27 protein-coding genes are annotated in these 17496 nt (G+C 66.3%); 6 read left to right on the top strand and 21 right to left on the bottom strand.

Annotation, left to right across the window (positions count from 1 at the left end; translation table 11 throughout):
* Positions 1-59 precede the first annotated feature (59 nt).
* The 4 genes from KF783_RS08475 to KF783_RS08460 all read left to right on the top strand — a co-directional run bounded on the left by KF783_RS08475 (position 60) and on the right by KF783_RS08460 (position 1637).
* Positions 60-245 carry a hypothetical protein gene (locus KF783_RS08475; protein ID WP_294078212.1) on the top strand — a complete coding sequence of 62 codons (186 nt, stop codon included), beginning with the start codon at positions 60-62 and terminating at the stop codon, positions 243-245.
* On the top strand, positions 245-547 hold the full coding sequence (gene zapA / locus KF783_RS08470; RefSeq protein ID WP_294078211.1) for a cell division protein ZapA: 303 nt from the start codon (positions 245-247) through the stop codon (positions 545-547). The genes KF783_RS08475 and zapA overlap by 1 nt, the downstream gene beginning before the upstream one ends.
* 305 nt (positions 548-852) lie before the next feature.
* Positions 853-1407 (top strand): 5-formyltetrahydrofolate cyclo-ligase, encoded by a 555-nt coding sequence (locus tag KF783_RS08465; RefSeq protein ID WP_294078209.1) that lies wholly within the window; start codon positions 853-855, stop codon positions 1405-1407.
* Positions 1404-1637, top strand: coding sequence for a DUF2842 domain-containing protein (locus KF783_RS08460; protein ID WP_294078207.1), 234 nt, complete (start codon positions 1404-1406; stop codon positions 1635-1637). Before KF783_RS08465 ends, KF783_RS08460 begins: the two co-directional genes overlap by 4 nt.
* Here the strand turns inward: KF783_RS08460 and KF783_RS08455 are convergent.
* Positions 1634-2008, bottom strand: a complete 375-nt coding sequence (locus KF783_RS08455; protein WP_294078205.1) for a PRC-barrel domain-containing protein — start codon at positions 2006-2008, stop codon at positions 1634-1636. The genes KF783_RS08460 and KF783_RS08455 overlap by 4 nt on opposite strands.
* Before the next feature lie 116 nt (positions 2009-2124).
* Here KF783_RS08455 and KF783_RS08450 point away from each other — a divergent pair, with 116 nt between their 5' ends.
* A complete protein-coding gene (locus tag KF783_RS08450) occupies positions 2125-3999 on the top strand; it encodes a M1 family metallopeptidase (RefSeq protein ID WP_294078202.1) in 1875 nt (624 codons plus the stop codon).
* A gap of 62 nt (positions 4000-4061) precedes the next feature.
* Here the strand turns inward: KF783_RS08450 and KF783_RS08445 are convergent, their stop codons facing one another.
* From KF783_RS08445 to KF783_RS08420, 6 genes are all read right to left on the bottom strand, one after another.
* On the bottom strand, positions 4062-4247 hold the full coding sequence (locus KF783_RS08445; protein WP_294078201.1) for a hypothetical protein: 186 nt from the start codon (positions 4245-4247) through the stop codon (positions 4062-4064).
* A gap of 118 nt (positions 4248-4365) precedes the next feature.
* On the bottom strand, positions 4366-4701 hold the full coding sequence (locus KF783_RS08440) for a DUF423 domain-containing protein (protein ID WP_294078199.1): 336 nt from the start codon (positions 4699-4701) through the stop codon (positions 4366-4368).
* Positions 4698-6542, bottom strand: a complete 1845-nt coding sequence (locus tag KF783_RS08435; RefSeq protein ID WP_294078197.1) for a cation:proton antiporter — start codon at positions 6540-6542, stop codon at positions 4698-4700. Before KF783_RS08435 ends, KF783_RS08440 begins: the two co-directional genes overlap by 4 nt.
* Entirely contained in the window at positions 6542-6976 is a 435-nt protein-coding gene (locus KF783_RS08430) for an iron-sulfur cluster assembly scaffold protein (RefSeq protein WP_294078195.1), read from the bottom strand. The genes KF783_RS08435 and KF783_RS08430 overlap by 1 nt, the downstream gene beginning before the upstream one ends.
* On the bottom strand, positions 6973-7548 hold the full coding sequence (locus KF783_RS08425; protein WP_294078356.1) for a CvpA family protein: 576 nt from the start codon (positions 7546-7548) through the stop codon (positions 6973-6975). The genes KF783_RS08430 and KF783_RS08425 overlap by 4 nt, the downstream gene beginning before the upstream one ends.
* 212 nt (positions 7549-7760) lie before the next feature.
* The gene (locus tag KF783_RS08420; protein WP_294078193.1) at positions 7761-8756 is read right to left on the bottom strand and encodes a threonine/serine dehydratase; all 996 of its coding nucleotides are present in this window, start codon (positions 8754-8756) and stop codon (positions 7761-7763) included.
* A 147-nt stretch (positions 8757-8903) separates the two neighbouring features.
* Between KF783_RS08420 and KF783_RS08415 the strand changes: the two genes are divergently transcribed.
* Positions 8904-10115 (top strand): type III PLP-dependent enzyme, encoded by a 1212-nt coding sequence (locus KF783_RS08415; protein WP_294078192.1) that lies wholly within the window; start codon positions 8904-8906, stop codon positions 10113-10115.
* 63 nt (positions 10116-10178) lie between these two features.
* Here the strand turns inward: KF783_RS08415 and KF783_RS08410 are convergent, their stop codons facing one another.
* The 14 genes from KF783_RS08410 to rpsQ form a co-directional block, all read right to left on the bottom strand.
* Complete coding sequence (locus KF783_RS08410) at positions 10179-10454, bottom strand: hypothetical protein (protein ID WP_294078191.1); 276 nt, start codon at positions 10452-10454, stop codon at positions 10179-10181.
* A gap of 82 nt (positions 10455-10536) precedes the next feature.
* A complete protein-coding gene (locus tag KF783_RS08405; RefSeq protein ID WP_294078189.1) occupies positions 10537-11187 on the bottom strand; it encodes an adenylate kinase in 651 nt (216 codons plus the stop codon).
* Between the two features lie 37 nt (positions 11188-11224).
* Positions 11225-12595 carry a preprotein translocase subunit SecY gene (secY, locus tag KF783_RS08400; RefSeq protein WP_294078187.1) on the bottom strand — a complete coding sequence of 457 codons (1371 nt, stop codon included), beginning with the start codon at positions 12593-12595 and terminating at the stop codon, positions 11225-11227.
* Positions 12596-12711: 116 nt separating this feature from the next.
* Positions 12712-13248, bottom strand: a complete 537-nt coding sequence (gene rplO, locus KF783_RS08395) for a 50S ribosomal protein L15 (RefSeq protein WP_294078186.1) — start codon at positions 13246-13248, stop codon at positions 12712-12714.
* A 98-nt stretch (positions 13249-13346) separates the two neighbouring features.
* Entirely contained in the window at positions 13347-13556 is a 210-nt protein-coding gene (gene rpmD, locus KF783_RS08390; protein WP_294078184.1) for a 50S ribosomal protein L30, read from the bottom strand.
* Positions 13557-13561: 5 nt separating this feature from the next.
* The gene (gene rpsE / locus KF783_RS08385) at positions 13562-14254 is read right to left on the bottom strand and encodes a 30S ribosomal protein S5 (protein ID WP_294078181.1); all 693 of its coding nucleotides are present in this window, start codon (positions 14252-14254) and stop codon (positions 13562-13564) included.
* Positions 14255-14256: 2 nt separating this feature from the next.
* Positions 14257-14613: a 50S ribosomal protein L18 gene (gene rplR / locus KF783_RS08380; RefSeq protein WP_294078179.1), complete on the bottom strand. Its 357-nt coding sequence runs from the start codon at positions 14611-14613 to the stop codon at positions 14257-14259.
* The gene (gene rplF, locus KF783_RS08375; protein WP_294078177.1) at positions 14613-15146 is read right to left on the bottom strand and encodes a 50S ribosomal protein L6; all 534 of its coding nucleotides are present in this window, start codon (positions 15144-15146) and stop codon (positions 14613-14615) included. Before rplF ends, rplR begins: the two co-directional genes overlap by 1 nt.
* Positions 15146-15541: a 30S ribosomal protein S8 gene (gene rpsH, locus KF783_RS08370; RefSeq protein WP_294078175.1), complete on the bottom strand. Its 396-nt coding sequence runs from the start codon at positions 15539-15541 to the stop codon at positions 15146-15148. Before rpsH ends, rplF begins: the two co-directional genes overlap by 1 nt.
* A 12-nt stretch (positions 15542-15553) precedes the next feature.
* Entirely contained in the window at positions 15554-15859 is a 306-nt protein-coding gene (gene rpsN / locus KF783_RS08365; protein WP_294078174.1) for a 30S ribosomal protein S14, read from the bottom strand.
* Between the two features lie 21 nt (positions 15860-15880).
* Positions 15881-16462: a 50S ribosomal protein L5 gene (gene rplE / locus KF783_RS08360; RefSeq protein ID WP_294078173.1), complete on the bottom strand. Its 582-nt coding sequence runs from the start codon at positions 16460-16462 to the stop codon at positions 15881-15883.
* Positions 16462-16773 carry a 50S ribosomal protein L24 gene (gene rplX, locus KF783_RS08355; protein ID WP_294078171.1) on the bottom strand — a complete coding sequence of 104 codons (312 nt, stop codon included), beginning with the start codon at positions 16771-16773 and terminating at the stop codon, positions 16462-16464. The genes rplE and rplX overlap by 1 nt, the downstream gene beginning before the upstream one ends.
* Entirely contained in the window at positions 16773-17141 is a 369-nt protein-coding gene (gene rplN, locus KF783_RS08350; RefSeq protein ID WP_294078169.1) for a 50S ribosomal protein L14, read from the bottom strand. Before rplN ends, rplX begins: the two co-directional genes overlap by 1 nt.
* Before the next feature lie 77 nt (positions 17142-17218).
* Complete coding sequence (rpsQ, locus tag KF783_RS08345; RefSeq protein ID WP_294078168.1) at positions 17219-17488, bottom strand: 30S ribosomal protein S17; 270 nt, start codon at positions 17486-17488, stop codon at positions 17219-17221.
* Positions 17489-17496: the final 8 nt, after the last annotated feature.

Here is a 17496-nt window from a genome sequence, read left to right as displayed (position 1 = left end):
GGCGCGAAGGTCAACCGCCGGGGGTTGCGGGTGCCATAAAGCGTGCCTATCCCGAACGCATGTCCGATGCTTCCCCCGCCGCGCTGGAACGGATCGACGCCGCGCTCGCGCGGATCGAGGCGGCGGCGGCAAAGCGCGCGTTCGACGCCGATGCGCTGCGGCGCCGTCACGCCACGCTGCGCGAAAAGGTCGAGGATGCGATCGGCGCGCTCGATGCGCTGATGACGCGGGAGACTCCCGACTGATGGGACAGGTGACGCTGACCGTCGCGGGCAAGCCGCACAGCATCGCGTGCCGCGACGGGGAGGAGATGCATCTCGAACGGCTGGGACGGGTGCTCGATCGCCATTCGGAAACCGCGATCCGCGCCTCGGGCGGGCTGAGCGGTGAGCGGACGATGCTGTTCCTCGCGCTCATTCTCGCCGATCTGCTGGACGAGGCGGAACGCAATCCCCCCGGCGGGGTATCGCCGGTGCTGATCGACAATCTTGCCGACCGGCTGGAAGCGGTCGCGGCGGCACTTGAGGATTGCGACGCGAATGCATAAGTCGGTCGCGGCGGTTCTGCCCGGTACGAGCGAACGATCATCCCTGAGGCTATTCATCATCCACGGGGGCTGTCCCTGCCCGGACCCTGGTCCGACGCACATGGTCCCCACCTGACGTTTTGGGCGTCAGTGGATATCACCGCAAACGGCCCATGGTGGTTCCGCCACTTGCTTGATTGTGCAGCGAAGCTGCGCGGTGCCTGCCCGCTCCCCTACCCCGCCACCCGGTGCCAGTATCCCATGGGTGGCCGGGTGGGGGAGCGGGCAGGCACCGCCACCTCGCCGCGGGCGAGGCTTCAATGCAAATGACCGACGACAAACGGACCCTGCGCGCCCGGATGCGCTCGCTGCGCGACGAATTCGCGATGACGATCGGCGGCGCCATCGAGCCGCCGCCGGCGCTGCTCGCCCGGCTCGCTCCCGGCGTCATCCTGTCCAGCTACATCCCGGTGGGGAGCGAGGCGGATCCCAGCGGGGTCGCCTTTGCCGCGCATGAACGCGGTGTCACGATCGTGCTTCCTCATGTGGAAAGCCGCGACTCGCAGGTGCGCTTCTTTCGGTGGGAGCCGGGCCAGCCGCTCGCGGACGGCCCGCTCGGCCTGCGCCAGCCCTTGCCCGATGCCGGCGAGTACGATCCCGATATCGTCCTCACGCCGTTGCTGGCGTTCGACGCCGAACTGAACCGGCTGGGTCAGGGCGCCGGCCACTATGATCGCGTTTTCGCCCGCCTGCCCGACGCGTGGCGGATCGGCATCGCCTGGTCGGTGCAACAGGTCGATCGCCTCGCCACCGATTCGTGGGACGTGCCGCTTCATGGCGTGATCACCGAATCCGATCTCTGGGGTGAGGTGTCGGCATGACGCCGTCGTGGCGCAAACCGGCCGGCGCGTTCGCGATCGTCGCGCTGATCGTCATCTGGTGCGTTGCGATCGCCAGCCTGTCGCCGGTCGTCGGCGGCTGGCCGATCCTGGTGCAGCTGGTGTTCTACATCGTTACCGGCATCATCTGGATCGCGCCGCTCAGGCCGCTGCTGCGCTGGATGGAAACCGGGCGCTGGCGGTCTCCCCCCGCGCCCGGCGACCGCTCCTAGAGATAGGGCAGGCCGTAAAAGGCGAAGACATGCTGGGTATAGACGCGGTCATAGACCGGCTCCGCGCCCTCCGCGTCGTAATGCGGCGCGCGTTCCAGTGTCTCGGGCGTCAATCCGACGACATAGCCGCCCTTGTCCTCCTCATAGTCCAGCGCCTTCCACGGCACCGGGAAATGACGGCTTCCGATTCCCAGCAGCCCGCCAAAGGACATCACCGCATATTCGGCCTGCCCCGAAATCTTGTTCACCATGAACCGCTCGACGCGGCCCAGCTTCTCGCCATCGCGGCCATAGACCGTAGTTCCCTCCACCCGGTCGGACGCGATCAGCGGATTGGCGCCCTGCGCCGTGGCGTTGGTATCGATGTTCATCGCCTGCTCTCCTTTCACCCGATCAACGCGTGAGCGCGCGCAAGTTTCATCATTTCGGTTTCCCAATCTGCCGGCCTGCGGTTGCTCTCCCGCGTGGCGGGCGATAGCCTCGCATCATGCGTATTCTCCCCCTCGCGGCGCTGTTGCTCGCCGCCTCCGCCCCTGCCCTCGCCGCCGCCCAGCAGGTTGCCCCGATCCTCACCGCACCCGAAGCGAAGGATGTGTGGACCCGCGCCCGCCCGGCCGAAGCGCGCGTGACCCATGTCGATCTCGACCTTTCCGTCGATTTCGACAGCCGAACCATCGGCGGCGTCGCGACCCTCGACATCCTCACCGCAAAGGGGGCGGACGAGATCGTGCTCGACACGCTCGACCTCGATATCGCCAGCGTCACCGACGATCGCGGCACCGCCCTTCCCTACAGCTTCGGTGCGGCGGACGATCAGCTCGGCCGCGCCATGACGATCAGGCTTGAAGGCGCCAAGCGGGTCCGCATCGCCTATCGCTCGAAACCCGGCGCACGCGCGCTGCAATGGCTTACCCCCGAACAGACGCTGGGGAAGAAACTGCCCTTTCTGTTCAGCCAGGGACAGGCGATCAACAATCGCAGCTGGATTCCGACCCAGGACAGCCCCGGCATCCGCCAGACCTGGTCGGCGACGATCACCGTCCCCGCCGGCTTCACTGCGGTGATGAGCGCACAGATGCTCGACGGCGCGAACGGGCAGACGCTGCCGGACGGGCGCCGCCGCTTCCGCTTCCGCATGGAGCATCCCGTCCCGCCCTATCTGATCGCGCTGGCGGTCGGCGATCTCGCGTTCAAGCCGACCGGCCCGCGCTCCGGCGTCTGGGCCGAACCGGCCATGGTCGATGCCGCGGTCGCCGAATTCGGCGATGTCGAGCGGATGATCGACGCGGCGCAGGCGCTGTACGGTCCCTATCGCTGGGGCCGCTACGACATGCTCGTCCTGCCGCCCAGTTTCCCGTTCGGCGGGATGGAGAACCCCAATCTCACCTTCTTCACCCCGACGATCATCACCGGCGATCGCTCCAACACCGATGTCGTCGCCCACGAACTGGCGCATAGCTGGTCGGGCAACCTCGTCACCAACGCCACCTGGTCGGACAGCTGGCTGAACGAGGGGTTCACCACCTATTTCGAAAACCGGATCATGGAGGCGCTGTATGGCAAGGAGCGCGCCGCCATCTACGCCGATCTGGATTATGAAGGGATGGTCCGCGACGTGAAGGAAGCGGGCGGCGCCACCGCGCCCTCGACCCGGCTGCATGGCGATCCCGGCGACGGTGCCGGCAGCCTCGACTACAGCAAGGGCAGCATCTTTCTGCGCACCATCGAAACCGCGGTCGGGCGCAAGCGCTGGGACGCGTATCTGCGCAATTATTTCGACCGCCACGCCTTTCAGCCGCAGACCAGCGCGGGCTTCCTCGCCGATCTGCGCCGTCACCTGATCCGCGGTAACAAGGCGCTGGAGGCCAGGCTTCAGCTCGACCGCTGGGTGTATCAGCCCGGCATCCCCGACAACGCCGTGCATGTCCGGTCGAAAACGCTGGCCAAGGTCGATGCCGACCTCACCCGTTTCAACGCCGGCGGCCCCGCCAGCGCGATCGACACACGCGGATGGCAAACGCAGCAGTGGAAACGCTTCCTCGACAATCTGCCCCGCAAACAGAGCGCCGCGCGGCTTCGCGAACTGGATGACGCGCTGGGCCTTACCCGCTCGAAAAACGCCTATATCCAGTCGGCCTGGTTCGATCTGGCGATCGCCAACCGCTATGATCCGATCATTCCGGCGCTCGAGGAATATCTCACCCGCGTCGGCCGCAACCTGCTGGTCCGCCCGCTCTATGCCGGGCTGAAGGCGCAGGGCGACTGGGGCGAACCGATCGCGCGGCGCATCTTCGCGAAGGCGAAGCCGGGCTACCACCCGGTCACGGTTGGCGCGGTCACGCGGATCCTCGACGGGAAGTAGGTCGAATGCGCCGGCCCGGCCCAGGTCGGGCGTGGGGCGTCCCCCACGCAGCGGCGCGCCGATCAGTCGCGGGGCGAGGGGAGGAGAAGCCACCCCTTGCCCTTCATCCTGCCGGTAAGGTGAAAGCGGAGGCACCGGTCGCAGCGATAGGGGCGTAGCGGGACGTCCGCCGCCGCTGCGGCGGCGATCGCCGCGCTCCGGTCCGCGAAGCGCCGCTTGCGACGACAGACGCTCAGCCGCGTGCGCATGCCGGCCTTCTATTTCCGGCAGTGGCGGGGCGGACGGGCGAAGCAACCGCCGGAAGCCGGGCCATGCGCAACGACGCACCGCGACGCTGCGGCGATGCCCCACCGATCGCGCGGCATCCTATCCTCCGCGCAGCGCCACCCATGCCAGCCACAGCCATCCCGCGATCAGCGCGGTTCCGCCGATCGGCGTGATCGCGCCCAGCCAGCGCGGCGCGCCGAGCGCCATCAGGTACAGCGTCCCGGCAAATATCGCCGCGCCCGCGACGAACAGCCATCCCGCCCCCTTCGCGCCGATCTGTACGGCCACCAGCGCCGCAACCGCATGGATCAGCTGATACTCGCCGCCGGTCTTCAGCCACGCCGCCGCCTCGCCGCTCGCGCCATGCGCGCCGAACGCGCCCGCGCCCACCGCAATCGCGCCCGACAGCGCGGCCAGCATCATCAGCCAGTTCATCCGCACTCTCCCCTGTGATCCGGCTCGCCCCCGGTCCCCGGCGCGTCCCTGCCCTCGAGCGGATCGGGACGCGCCCGTTCGCGTCCGGCCGAAAAGCGCAGTTCCGGATCGGCGTTGATCGTCTCACGCGCGGCCAGCAGGTCGCCGCTCTCATGCTGGATGCGCAGCCGTTCGCGGTCGCGCCGGCGATACAGATCCTCGGTCCGGTCGATCTCCTCGACATCGACGCCGACCGCGTCCATCGCCCGGCGCGCCATCAATACCGCCGATTCCATCACCTCGCGCACCACTCCCGCCGCCGGCGACCCTTTCAGCTTCAGCAGCGCGCGTCGGTCATAGGCGCGGACGAAGATCGCGGCCTTCGGAAATGCCTCATGCACCGCCTCGACCAGATCGGAATCGACCTTGTCGCCGTCCATGCAGAACAGGATCAGTTCCGCCTCCGCGCCGCCGGCCTGCCGCAACAGGTCCAGCCGGGTGCCGTCGCCATAATAGACCTTGGCGCCGAACTGGCCGGCGACGTCGATCATCTCGATGTCGGTGTCGATCAGCGTGACCGCGATCCCCTGGGCGTTCAGCATCTGGCCGACCGTCTGGCCGAACCGGCCATAGCCGACGATCAGCGCGCTCGATCCATCGGCAACGGGGCCGTCGCGCTCGCCCTTCGCTTCCGCCGCCTCGGTACGGAACCGACGGGTCAGCATCATCAGGAACGGGGTGGTCGCCATCGAAATCGTCACCACCGCGCTGAACACGCTCACCGCTTCGGGCGCGATCAGCAGCGCCGCCTGCGCCTGGGCGAACAGCACAAAGCCGAATTCGCCGCCCTGGCTCAACAACAGCCCCAGCCCCAGCGCCTGCCGCCACGACATGCGAAACGCCATCGCCAGCGCGGTGATGACCGCCGTCTTCGTCGCGATCAGCGCCAGCGCCATCGACAGCACGAACACCGGCCGCTCGGCGATCGCCGACAGGTCCAGCATCATGCCGACAGAGAGGAAGAACAGGCCGAGCAGGATCGAACGGAACGGTTCGATATCCGCCTCCAGTTCGTGGCGATAGGGGCTGTCCGCCAGCATCACGCCGGCGATGAATGCACCCAGTGCGATGGACAGCCCCAGCGCCTGCATCAGCGCCGCGCTGGCGACGACGGTGAACAGCCCGGCAAAGACGAACAGCTCACGCTCGCCCCAATTGCCGATCAGCTTGAACAGCGGGCGCAGGACATAGCGGCCGGCCAGCACCAGTCCGCTGATCGCGCCGACGGTGTAGAGCGCCAGCAGCCATCCCGGCGGCCCCGACGCGTCCGCCGGATTGCGGCTCAGCACCGCGATGATCGTGATCAGCGGCACGATCGAGATGTCCTGAAACAACAGCGTCGCGAACGCACGTTCGCCGAACGGGGTGCGCAGCCGTCCCGCCGATTGCAGCATCGGCAACACCTGGGCCGTCGATGAGAGCGCCAGCGGCAGGCCCAGCGCCAGTGCGGCGGCGAGCGAGAAGTTCGCGCCATATCCGATCACCACGCTCAGCGCGACGCCGCACAGCACGACCTGCAACAGGCCAAAGCCGAAGATATCCTGCTTCATCCGCCACAGCCGCGACGGACTGAGTTCCAGGCCAACCAGAAACAGCAACAGGGCGATGCCGAATTCGGCGATGCCCATCTTGCTTTCCGCTTCACCCACCAGGTTCAGCAGTTGCGGGCCGACCAGCGCCCCGGCGACGAGATAGCCCAGCGTCGCGCCCAGCCCCATCCGGCGAAAGATCAGGACGAACAGCAGCGCGAAGCCGAGCAGCGGCGCCCCCTCGGTGACCAGCGAATGGGCCGAACTTTCCATCACCCGCGCTCCTTGAGGATCGCGGCGCAGGCGTCGGCCGCCGCCTCGAACGGCAGCCGGATCGCGGCATGGCGTCCCCGATGCGGGATCGCCGGAGCGAGCAGGTCGATGCCCGGCCACTCGGGCGCCGCCGCCCGCTCACCCGACAGCCACGCCGCGACTGCATCCGACGCCGCCGCGATCTCGTCCGCGTGACGGCCGCGTGCATGCGCCTCGAACAGCGCCGCCGAAGCCTGTCCCAGCGCACAGGCGCGTACCTGCATGCCCAGATCGCTGATCCGCCCATCCGCGTCGAGATCGATGTCGATGATGATCCGGCTGCCACAGACCGGCGACCGCTTCTCGACGCTGGCCATCGCATCCGCAAGCCGGCGATCAAGGCCCGGCGCGGTCGTCAGGCGCAGGATTTCGGGGGTATAGAGCGGCGCGTTCATCTGCCGGATGTATCGTCGGCGGCCTCGTTCGCAAGGGCGGCGCCATCGCTGTCGTTGCCGAACACCGGCTCTCCGCGCCGTCGCCGATCGACGAATTCGGCGATGCTCGCGCTGGTCGCGTTAAGCAATGGGTAGGTGCGCGACTGAGTCATCCAGTCGGGCCGCCGCGCCGGGCCGCCTCCGACCGTATCGACCACCAGCGCGACCAGCAGGAACGCCAGGCTGGCAAGGATCAGCCCCTTTACCGCGCCAAAGCCCAGCCCCAGAACGCGATCGATCGGGCCGAGCAGACCGGTGCGGGTGCGCGATCCGATCGCGTTGGCGACGACCCTGCCACCGAACCAGGTGACGCCGCTGATCAGCGCGAAGGCCAGCACCGCCGCCCCCTGGACCGTGCCGACCGGTTCCGCCAGCGCGGCGGCCAGCGGCGTGTGCAGGAATTTGAGCGCGACGACGACGAACAGCCACGCCATCAGCGACAGCACTTCGGTGACGAACCCGCGCATCAGGCCCAGCACCGCCGCGCCGCCGATCGCGATCAGCACCAATATATCGATCGCGGTCAAACCCATCATCGCCTCGTCATGCCGTGCGACCGCTCTGGCCGCATCGGCGCACGGTTGCAATGTCGGATTCGTTCTGTTTGCGTTCCGCGACGTGGTGTGCGCCCATCATCTGCGCGCGATCGCGTGGAAATGTCGGCCGGCGGCCTTCGCCGGCACGTGGGGCCGCGATCAGGACGGGCAGGTCGATCCGGGCCGGGGCAGCGCCCCCGGCATCCGCATCATGCCTCGACCGGCTGGCGATCGGCCTGCGCCTCGGGAGCGATCGCCCGGGCATAGGCGGCCGGATCGGCATTGCCGCCCGACAGCACGACCAGCATCCCCGGCACCGGATCGACCTTGCCCGCCAGCACCGCCGCCAGCGCCGCCGCGCCGCCAGGTTCGACCACCAGCCGCAGCTGCGCCGCCGCCCATCGCTGCGCCGCGCGCACCTCCGCCTCGCTCACCGTCACCCCGGTCGCGCCGCGCCGCGACAGCACGTCGAACGTCAGCGGTGACGGTTGCATCGTCTGGAGCGAATCGCAGGCGGTGGGTGGCGGATTGTCGCCGACCGATTCGATCCACCCGGCCTCCAGGCTGCGGCACATATCGTCCCAGCCCGCCGGCTCCACGATCGTCATCTGCGCATCGGGCAGCGCAAGCGCCACGCCCGATGCCAGCCCGCCGCCGCCGCATGGCGTCACGACATGGGTCGGGTCCGGCAGCTTCATTTCGGCGACCTGGGTCAGCACCTCGATGCCGATGCTCCCCTGTCCCTCGATCACCCACGGATCGTCGAACGGCGGCACCAGCACCGCGCCGCGCGCATGGGCCAGGTGCGCGGCGATCTTCTCCCGGCTTTCGGTCATCCGGTCGTAACTCACCACTTCGGCCCCCAGCGCCAGCGTCTGGTCGCGCTTGCGGGCGGGGGCGTCGGACGGCATCACGATGACCGCCGGCATGCCCAGCCGCCGCGCCGCCCAGGCCACGCCCTGCGCATGGTTGCCCGACGAATAGGCGACGACGCCGCTCGCCCGCTGTTCCGGGTTCAGCGCGGTGAGCCGGTGCCAGGCGCCGCGAATCTTGAACGCACCGATCGGCTGGAGCGATTCGGCCTTGAACATCACCGGCACGCCGCGCACCTCGACCACGAACAGCGGCGTCGCCGGCAGCACCGCCGCCACCTTTGCTGCTGCGTCGCGAACCCCGGCCCGTGTGGGCTGTCGCACAATCGTCACATCTCACCCCGCTTCGCTGGTTTCGACCCCAATAGGCTTTACAAGGAGGGTCTCCAACCCTATGTGACCCGTCCGCTGCCCCATGGGACTTCCACCGCAAGGCAGTGAATTAACCGTACGGCGCAAGCCAATTGGAGGTCCCTTGAGTTGCACAAGCATCTTAGCGCGCTGGGGCTAGCGAAAGCCCTTCGTCCCGTCGAGCCGGTAACGCTCGTTCGTCCGCACGCCGCCAAGCGAGCAGCCCGATTCTTCGTTGAGAAGTTTCCGGGGACGACGATGTATGCCGTCAAGGCCAATCCCTCCCCCGCCCTCCTGCAAATCCTGTGGGACGCCGGCGTGACGCATTATGACGTCGCGTCGATCGGTGAGGTGCGGATGGCCCGCCGCACCCTGCCCAAGGCGACGCTCTGCTTCATGCACCCGGTCAAGGCCGAGGAAGCGATCGAAGAGGCGTATTTCGTCCATGGCGTGCGCACCTTCAGCCTCGACACGATGGACGAACTGGAAAAGATCGTCCGCGCCACCCGGGGCGCGCAGGATCTGAACCTGTGCGTGCGGATTCGCGTGTCGTCCGATCATTCGAAGCTCAGCCTTGCCGCGAAATTCGGTGCGGAGCCAGAGGACGTGGCCGAACTGCTCGTCGCAACCCGGCAGGCCGCCGACGCGCTCGGCATCTGCTTCCATGTCGGCAGCCAGGCGATGACGCCGGCCGCCTATGCCGAGGCGATGGAGCGTGTTCGCGCAGCGATCGTCGCATCGTCGGTGACGGTGGACATCGTCGATGTCGGCGGCGGCTTTCCCTCGACCTATCCGGGCATGGAGCCGCCCCCGCTCGACGCGTATTTCGGCGTGATCCACAATGCGTTCGAAAACCTGCCGATCTCGTACAGCGCGGAGCTGTGGTGCGAGCCGGGCCGTGCGCTGTGCGCGGAATACAGCTCGCTGATCGTGCGCGTCGAAAAGCGGCGTGGCGATGAACTGTACATCAACGACGGTGCCTATGGCGCGCTGTTCGACGCCGCGCATGTCGGCTGGCGCTTCCCGGTTACGCTGCTGCGTGACGGCGAGGTGTCGGAGGACGTGGCCGAATTCAGCTTCTATGGCCCGACCTGCGACGACATGGACCATATGGCGGGGCCGTTCGTGCTTCCCGCCGACATCCGCGCCGGCGACTATATCGAGGTGGGGATGCTGGGCGCCTATGGCTGCGCGATGCGCACCGCCTTCAACGGCTTCGGTGTCGATGCGACGCATGAGGTCGCCGACGAACCGATGGCGACGCTCTATTCGGGCATCGCGATCGAGCCGCCCAGCAACGTCGTCAGCCTGGACCAGTTCAAGCGCCGCGCCCGGCGTTGAGAAGGACGAGGGAGTAAGGGAAAGGCCGCTGTCCCCCGGGACGGCGGCCTTTCTGCTGTGGGGTTACCTCTGTGACAAGCTCGGACCTTGAGCGCGGTTGCGTTCGATGCGGTCCAGTATTTCGACGGCGCGCTTAACCCTCACTCCGCGGGCGTTCAGGAACAGCCGGCATCCATCGAACGGGATCACTGAAATATGCGCCAGCCGAGCATTCTGTAGCTTGCGACCGAACGTCCGCACCAACGCGTACGACACGCCAGCCTTTTCAGCGATTACCGCGTAGAGCCGTCCGCGCTCCTCCAGAAAATGCCGCATCATTATGCGTTCGGCAGGAGTCATCGACAGGGAAAAATCGGCCGCCTCCTGATCCGAAAGCGGCGAAAGACTCACTCGGGCTTTGCCACTGAGCCAGGCTTCACGCTCACCCCCGCCCGTCCAGGATCGCTTCGATCGCGTCGGTGACGTCGGCGATGTCGGCCATGCCATCGACCCGCTTCACCAGCCCGCGCGCTTCATAGCCCGGCAGGATCGGTGCGGTCTTCGCGCGGTATTCCGCCATGCGGGTGCGCACGGTCTCTTCATTATCGTCCGGGCGGCGCTTGAACTCGGTCGAGCCACAGACATCGCACACTCCGGCGACGACGGGCTGTTTGAACCGGTCGTGATAGCCCTCGCCACAATTGGCGCAGGTGAAGCGACCGGTAATGCGTTCGACCAGCGCATCCTCGTCCACCACCAGTTCGATGACGTGATCCAGCTTGCGCCCGCGCGCCGCCAGCAGCGCGTCGAGCGAATCCGCCTGCGCCGCCGTGCGGGGATAGCCGTCGAAGATCGCGCCCTTGTCGCCGATCTCGTCCAGCTTCTCGCCGATGATGCCGCTGACGATCGCGTCGGAAACCAGCTCGCCGGCCTCCATCACCGCCTTGGCCTTCAGCCCCACGGGCGTTCCGGCCTTCACTGCGGCGCGCAGCATGTCCCCGGTCGAAAGCTGGACCATGCCGCGGTCATCTTCCAACCGGCTTGCCTGGGTACCCTTGCCGGCCCCGGGAGGCCCCAACAGGATGATGTTCAACGCGCTTCCCCTCCTCAGGGCCTGATGTGCCGCCCGCTTAGCGGAGCCGGCCGCCCTTCAGCTTCGCCTTCTTGATCAGATCGCCATACTGGTGCGCCAGCAGGTGCGACTGAATCTGCGTCACCGTATCCATCGTCACGTTCACTACGATCAGCAGGCTGGTGCCGCCCAGATAAAAGGGGATCGAGAGCGCGGAGACAAGATATTCCGGCACGAGGCAGATCAGCGTCAGATAGGCCGCACCGATCACGGTGATGCGCGTCAGCACATAATCGAAATACGCCTCGGTGTTCTTGCCCGGACGGATGCCGGGGATGAAGCCGCCATATTTCTTCAGATTCTCGGCCGTCTCCTCCGGATTGAACACCACGGCGGTGTAGAAGAACGAGAAGAAGATGATGCCCGCGCCGTACAGCGCCATGTAAATCGGGCTGCCATGCTGAAGATACTGGTTCAGGCTGATGACCAGATCACCCCACCAGCTGCTCTTGCCGCTCGCCTGCGCCTGGCCGGCGAACTGGCTGATCGTCAGCGGCATCAGCAACAGCGAGCTGGCAAAGATCGGCGGGATCACGCCGGCGGTGTTGATCTTGAGCGGCAGGTGGCTGCGCTCGGACTGCACCCCGCGCGCCGTCTGGCGCTTGGGATACTGGATGAGGATACGGCGCTGCGCACGCTCCATGAAGCAGATGAACAGCACCAGGCCGACCACCGCGATCAGGATGCCCGCCATCTTGATGGGATCGAGCGATCCGGTACGGCCGCCTTCGAACAGCTGTACCAGCGTGGTCGGAAGGTGCGCGACGATGCCCGCCATGATGATGAGCGAGATTCCGTTGCCGACGCCGCGGCTGGTGATCTGCTCGCCCAGCCACATCAGGAACATCGTGCCGCCGATCAGGCTGACCACGGCGGCGATCCGGAACAACAGGCCCGGATCAACCACCGGCGCCAGCCCCTGGTTCGCGCCCAGCGTCTCAAGCCCCACCGCGATCACCCAGCCCTGAACCGCCGTCAGCGCGACCGTCCCGTACCGGGTATACTGGTTCAGCTTCTTGCGTCCGCTCTCGCCTTCCTTCTTGATCGCGGCGAGCTGGGGCGACAGCGACGTCGCCAGCTGCACCACGATCGAGGCGGTGATGTAGGGCATCACGCCAAGCGCGATCACCGACATGCGCTGCAACGCGCCGCCCGAAAAGGTGTTGAAGAAATCGAGCACGCCGCCCTGCGTGCGCTGGGCCAGCAGGCCCAGCTGCGTCGGGTCGATACCCGGCAGCGGAACATAGCTCAGCATCCGGAAGATGATCAGCGCACCGAGCGTGAACCACAGGCGCTTCTTGAGTTCGGTCGCCTGCCCGAATTTGGACAGGTTGAGGCCGGTTGCGAATTGATCGGCTGCGGATGCCATTGAACGATTATCCTGGAAACCAAAGCGGCGGTGCAGCGTTTTCCGCCACCCCGCCGCTCATATAGGTTAGCGCCGGGTCAGGGCAATGCATCGCACGTCCCTGTCCACAGCTAAAGTCAGGCCTTGCCGGCCTTCTTCGCGGCGATTTCCTTCTGCTTCGTGCGATGCTTGGCGGCATGCTTTTCGGCAGCGGGGACGATCGTCGGCACCGTGACGCTGCCGCCGGCCTTCTCGACCGCCGCGACCGCGCCCTTCGACGCGCCGGCGACGGTGAAGCTCAGCTTCGCCTTCAGCTCGCCCTTGCCGAGCAGGCGGACGCCATCCTTGCCACCACGGGCCAGGCCGACGGCCTTCAGCGCCGCGTGATCGATGTCGGTCGCAGTCAGCGTGCCGGCGTCGATCAGCTTCTGGATCGCGCCCAGATTGACTTCGGCATAATCCTTGGCGTTGGGGTTGTTGAAGCCACGCTTCGGCAGGCGCATGTGGAGCGGCATCTGGCCACCCTCGAACCCGTTGATCGCGACGCCCGAACGCGCCTTGGCGCCCTTCTGGCCGCGGCCCGCGGTCTTGCCCTTGCCCGAACCGATGCCGCGTCCGACGCGCATCCGGCCCTTGCGAGCGCCTTCATTGTCGTTGATTTCGTTCAGTTTCATGTCTTGCACTCGCTTTCGCTTTTGTCGCGCTGAAAAAATCGGAAAGGGGGCCGATAGCCCCCTTCCCCTTGTCTGTCACCCGGCAATTTGCCGACCGGTCAATCCTCGACGATCTCGACCATGTGCGGCAGCTTGCGGATCATGCCGCGCACTTCCGGCGTGTCCTGAAGCTCGCTGACGCGATGCATCTTGTTGAGGCCCAGACCGATCAGCGTCGCGCGCTGATCCTTGGTGCGGCGGATCGGCGAACCGACCTGCTTTACCTTGATCGTGCCCGTCTTGCTCTGGGCTGCTTCCTTCTTGGCCATGCGCCTTACTCCGTGATCGCCGCGGCGTCGGCCTCGGCGGTCTGCGAACCGCCACGGCCGAGCAGGTCGGCGATCTTCTTGCCGCGCCGCTGGGCGACCGCCTTCGGCGAAGACTGGTCGTTCAGCGCCTCAAAGGTGGCGCGGATCATGTTATAGGGGTTCGACGTACCGACCGACTTGGTCACGACGTCGGCGACGCCCAGGCTTTCGAAGACGGCGCGCATCGGGCCGCCCGCGATGATGCCGGTGCCGGCCGGGGCCGAGCGCACGGTCACCTTGCCGGCGCCGAAATGACCCTTGCCGTCATGGTGAAGCGTCCGACCCTCGCGCAGCGGCACGCGGACCATCTTCTTCTTGGCCGACGCGGTCGCCTTGCTGATCGCTTCCGGCACTTCGCGCGCCTTGCCATGGCCAAAGCCGACCCGGCCCTTGCCGTCGCCCACGACGACCAGCGCCGCAAAGCCGAAGCGCTTGCCGCCCTTCACCGTCTTGCTGACGCGGTTGATATGGACCAGCTTTTCGATCAGCTCCTCGCCACCGTCCTCGGCGTTGCGACGATCGTCACGACGGCCACGGCCGCGATCGCCACCGCGACCGCCACGCTCGCCACCGCGACCGCCACGGCCCCGACGGGGCGCTTCGTTGCCGGCTTCCGGCGCCGCGCCCTCGACGGGCGTCTGGTTGGTTTCGTCAGCCATTCTTAGAACTCCAATCCGCCTTCACGGGCGGCATCCGCCAGCGCCTTGACGCGGCCGTGGAACAGGAACCCGCCACGGTCGAACACGACCTGGGTCACGCCGGCCTTCTTCGCGGCCTCGGCGATCCGGGTGCCGACATCCTTCGCGGCGTCGATCGTCGCACCGGTCTTGCCCGACACGTCCTTGTCGAGGGTCGAGGCCGCGGCCAGGGTCTTGCCCTGCGCGTCGTCGATCACCTGCACATAGATGTGACGGCCCGAACGATGGACCGAAAGCCGCGGACGGCCGCCCGAACGCGCGCGCAGCGCGGTACGGTTGCGCCGGCGGCGCTTCTCGAAGAGAGAGAGACCCTTGCTCATTACTTCTTCTTCCCTTCCTTGCGGAAGACGAACTCGCCCTCATACTTGATGCCCTTGCCCTTATAGGGCTCCGGCTTGCGCCAGCGGCGGATCTCGGCCGCGAACTGGCCGACCTGCTGCTTGTCGTTCCCCGAGATCTCGACCGTCGTCTGGTCGGGGGTCTTCACCTCCAGACCTTCCGGAACGTCGAGATCGACGTCGTGCGAATAGCCGAGCTGAAGCTTCAGCTTCTTGCCCTGCGCGTTCGCGCGATAGCCGACGCCGGTGATCAGCAGCTTCTTCGAAAAGCCGTCGGTCACGCCCGTCACCAGGTTCTGGACCAGCGTGCGCTGCATGCCCCAGAACGCCTTGGCGCGCTTGGTCTCGTTCGCCGGCTTCACGACGATATTGCCATCGCTCACCTCATACGAGATGTCGTCGGCGGTCGGCATCGACAGGGTCCCCTTCGGACCCTTGACGCTGATCTTGCCACCCTCGACGCTGGCGGTGACGCCGGCGGGGACGGGGATCGGCTTCTTACCGGTGCGGCTCATCAGAACACCTCCGCCAGCACTTCGCCACCAACATTCTGGTCGCGCGCTTCCGCGTCGGACAGAACGCCGCGCGGCGTCGAAACGATGGTGATGCCCAGGCCGTTGCGTACCGTCGGCAGCTCCTTGCTGCCCGAATAGACGCGGCGACCCGGCTTCGAGATGCGCGCGATCGACTTGATCGCCGGCTGGCCCTCGAAATATTTCAGCTCGATGCGGATGCCGGCCGCAGGGCCCATCTGCTCTTCGCTGTAGCCACGGATATAGCCCTCGCGCTGAAGCACGTCGAGGACACGCGCACGCAGCTTGCTCGCCGGCGTCAGGACGCTGTCCTTACGGGCGCGCTGGCCGTTGCGGATGCGGGTGAGCATATCACCCAGGGGATCGGTCACTGCCATTTTCTTGGACCCTTACCAGCTCGACTTCGTGACGCCGGGGATCAGGCCCTTATTGGCCAGATCACGCAGGATGACGCGCGCGAGACGGAACTTGCGGTAATAACCGCGCGGACGACCGGTCAGCTCGCACCGGTTGCGGATGCGCGTCGGATTCCCGTTGCGCGGGATCTCGGCCATCTTCAGGCGCGCGATCAGACGCTCGGTCTCGTCGAGCGACTTGTCGTTCGCCATTGCCTTGAGCTTCGCGTAGCGGCCGGCATATTTCTTCACCAGCTTCTTGCGACGCTCGTTCTTGTTCACGGAACTCAGTTTCGCCATGACTTAAGTTCTCTTTCCTTCCTATGCCGCCTGCTTCGCTTCACCGTCCTCGATCGGGAACGGGAAGCCGAAGAGACGGAGAAGCTCGCGCGCCTCATCGTCGGTCTTCGCGGTGGTGGTCACGATGATGTCCATGCCGCGCACCTTTTCGATGCGGTCATAGTTGATCTCGGGGAACACGATCTGTTCCTTGACGCCCATGGCGTAATTGCCACGGCCGTCGAAGCTTTTCGGGTTCAGCCCACGGAAATCGCGAATGCGGGGCATCGCGATCGTGATCAGACGATCGAGAAACTCGTACATCCGCTCACGGCGCAGCGTCACCTTGCAACCGATCGCCATGCCTTCACGCAGCTTGAACTGCGCGATCGACTTCTTGGCCTTGGTCACGACAGGCTTCTGGCCCGCGATCAGCTCCATTTCGGCAGCCGCCGCTTCGACCTTCTTCTTGTCCTGGGTCGCTTCGCCGACGCCCATGTTGAGCACGATCTTCTCGATCTTCGGCACTTCCATCGCATTCTTGTAGCCGAACTTAGCGGTCATCGCCTTCGCGATCTCCGCGTCGTACTTCGACTTCATGCGCGGGGTGTATTTGTCAGCCATTAGATGACCTCCCCGGTCTTGACGGCGACGCGCACCTTCTTGCCGTCGCGCTCCTCAAAGCGGACGCGGGTCGCCTTGCCGTCCTTGGTCACATGCGCGACCTTCGACACGTGCAGCGGCGCCTCGGCGCGCTCCAGGCCACCCTGCGGGTTGGTCTGGCTCGGCTTGCGGTGACGCACCGCGACATTGACGCCCGCGACGACGACCTTGCCGTCCTTGGGCATCGACTTGGTGACTTCGCCGGTCTTGCCCTTGTCCTTGCCGGACAGGACGATGACCTGGTCACCCTTCTTGATCTTGGCAGCAGCCATCACAGCACCTCGGGGGCGAGCGAAATGATCTTCATATAGCCCTTCGACCGCAGTTCGCGGACGACCGGGCCGAAGATACGGGTGCCGATGGGATCGGTGTTCTTGTTGACCAGCACGGCGGCATTGCCGTCGAAGCGGATCACCGAGCCGTCGGCGCGGCGGATGTCCTTCGCCGTGCGGACGATCACCGCACGATGGACGTCACCCTTTTTCACGCGACCGCGGGGCTGCGCTTCCTTGACGCTGACGACGATCACGTCGCCAACGCCGGCCGTGCGGCGCTTCGAGCCGCCCAGCACCTTGATGCACTGCACCCGCTTCGCGCCGCTGTTGTCGGCGACGTCGAGATTGGACTGCATCTGGATCATCGATCCGGTTCCTTCTCGTTCGGCCTACCGGGACTGTTCGCCCGGCGGTTCCAGTTAAAAGTTCAGGCGGTGACGCCTCAGGCGATGTCGGCCTTGGCCGGGGTCGCGTGGGTGTTCACCCGCTCGATCACCTTCCAGGTCTTCAGCTTGGAAATCGGCTTGGTCTCTTCGATCCGCACCGTTTCGCCGGCCTTGTACTCATTCGCCTCGTCATGGGCGTGATACTTCTTCGAGCGGCGGATGATCTTGCCGTAGAGCGGGTGCTTGACCTTGCGCTCCACGTTCACGACCACCGTCTTGTCGCCCTTGTCGGACACGATCTGCCCGGTCAGCACGCGCTTCGGCATGTCTCGTA

Source organism: Sphingomonas sp. (assembly GCF_019635455.1).
GTDB lineage: Bacteria > Pseudomonadota > Alphaproteobacteria > Sphingomonadales > Sphingomonadaceae > Sphingomonas.
The sequence above is the reverse complement of the archived record's forward strand: the minus strand, read 5'-3'. Positions and strand labels throughout refer to the sequence as shown.

What these genes read in the sequence shown, in the direction of transcription:
- KF783_RS08475 (WP_294078212.1), top strand. Translation starts at nt 60, where the DNA reads ATGTCCGATGCTTCCCCCGCCGCGCTGGAACGGATCGACGCCGCGCTC.
- zapA (WP_294078211.1), top strand. Translation starts at nt 245, where the DNA reads ATGGGACAGGTGACGCTGACCGTCGCGGGCAAGCCGCACAGCATCGCG.
- KF783_RS08465 (WP_294078209.1), top strand. Translation starts at nt 853, where the DNA reads ATGACCGACGACAAACGGACCCTGCGCGCCCGGATGCGCTCGCTGCGC.
- KF783_RS08460 (WP_294078207.1), top strand. Translation starts at nt 1,404, where the DNA reads ATGACGCCGTCGTGGCGCAAACCGGCCGGCGCGTTCGCGATCGTCGCG.
- KF783_RS08455 (WP_294078205.1), bottom strand. Translation starts at nt 2,008, where the DNA reads ATGAACATCGATACCAACGCCACGGCGCAGGGCGCCAATCCGCTGATC.
- KF783_RS08450 (WP_294078202.1), top strand. Translation starts at nt 2,125, where the DNA reads ATGCGTATTCTCCCCCTCGCGGCGCTGTTGCTCGCCGCCTCCGCCCCT.
- KF783_RS08445 (WP_294078201.1), bottom strand. Translation starts at nt 4,247, where the DNA reads ATGCGCACGCGGCTGAGCGTCTGTCGTCGCAAGCGGCGCTTCGCGGAC.
- KF783_RS08440 (WP_294078199.1), bottom strand. Translation starts at nt 4,701, where the DNA reads ATGAACTGGCTGATGATGCTGGCCGCGCTGTCGGGCGCGATTGCGGTG.
- KF783_RS08435 (WP_294078197.1), bottom strand. Translation starts at nt 6,542, where the DNA reads ATGGAAAGTTCGGCCCATTCGCTGGTCACCGAGGGGGCGCCGCTGCTC.
- KF783_RS08430 (WP_294078195.1), bottom strand. Translation starts at nt 6,976, where the DNA reads ATGAACGCGCCGCTCTATACCCCCGAAATCCTGCGCCTGACGACCGCG.
- KF783_RS08425 (WP_294078356.1), bottom strand. Translation starts at nt 7,548, where the DNA reads ATGGGTTTGACCGCGATCGATATATTGGTGCTGATCGCGATCGGCGGC.
- KF783_RS08410 (WP_294078191.1), bottom strand. Translation starts at nt 10,454, where the DNA reads ATGACTCCTGCCGAACGCATAATGATGCGGCATTTTCTGGAGGAGCGC.
- secY (WP_294078187.1), bottom strand. Translation starts at nt 12,595, where the DNA reads ATGGCATCCGCAGCCGATCAATTCGCAACCGGCCTCAACCTGTCCAAA.
- rplO (WP_294078186.1), bottom strand. Translation starts at nt 13,248, where the DNA reads ATGAAACTGAACGAAATCAACGACAATGAAGGCGCTCGCAAGGGCCGG.
- rpmD (WP_294078184.1), bottom strand. Translation starts at nt 13,556, where the DNA reads ATGGCCAAGAAGGAAGCAGCCCAGAGCAAGACGGGCACGATCAAGGTA.
- rpsE (WP_294078181.1), bottom strand. Translation starts at nt 14,254, where the DNA reads ATGGCTGACGAAACCAACCAGACGCCCGTCGAGGGCGCGGCGCCGGAA.
- rplR (WP_294078179.1), bottom strand. Translation starts at nt 14,613, where the DNA reads ATGAGCAAGGGTCTCTCTCTCTTCGAGAAGCGCCGCCGGCGCAACCGT.
- rplF (WP_294078177.1), bottom strand. Translation starts at nt 15,146, where the DNA reads ATGAGCCGCACCGGTAAGAAGCCGATCCCCGTCCCCGCCGGCGTCACC.
- rpsH (WP_294078175.1), bottom strand. Translation starts at nt 15,541, where the DNA reads ATGGCAGTGACCGATCCCCTGGGTGATATGCTCACCCGCATCCGCAAC.
- rpsN (WP_294078174.1), bottom strand. Translation starts at nt 15,859, where the DNA reads ATGGCGAAACTGAGTTCCGTGAACAAGAACGAGCGTCGCAAGAAGCTG.
- rplE (WP_294078173.1), bottom strand. Translation starts at nt 16,462, where the DNA reads ATGGCTGACAAATACACCCCGCGCATGAAGTCGAAGTACGACGCGGAG.
- rplX (WP_294078171.1), bottom strand. Translation starts at nt 16,773, where the DNA reads ATGGCTGCTGCCAAGATCAAGAAGGGTGACCAGGTCATCGTCCTGTCC.
- rplN (WP_294078169.1), bottom strand. Translation starts at nt 17,141, where the DNA reads ATGATCCAGATGCAGTCCAATCTCGACGTCGCCGACAACAGCGGCGCG.
- rpsQ (WP_294078168.1), bottom strand. Translation starts at nt 17,488, where the DNA reads ATGCCGAAGCGCGTGCTGACCGGGCAGATCGTGTCCGACAAGGGCGAC.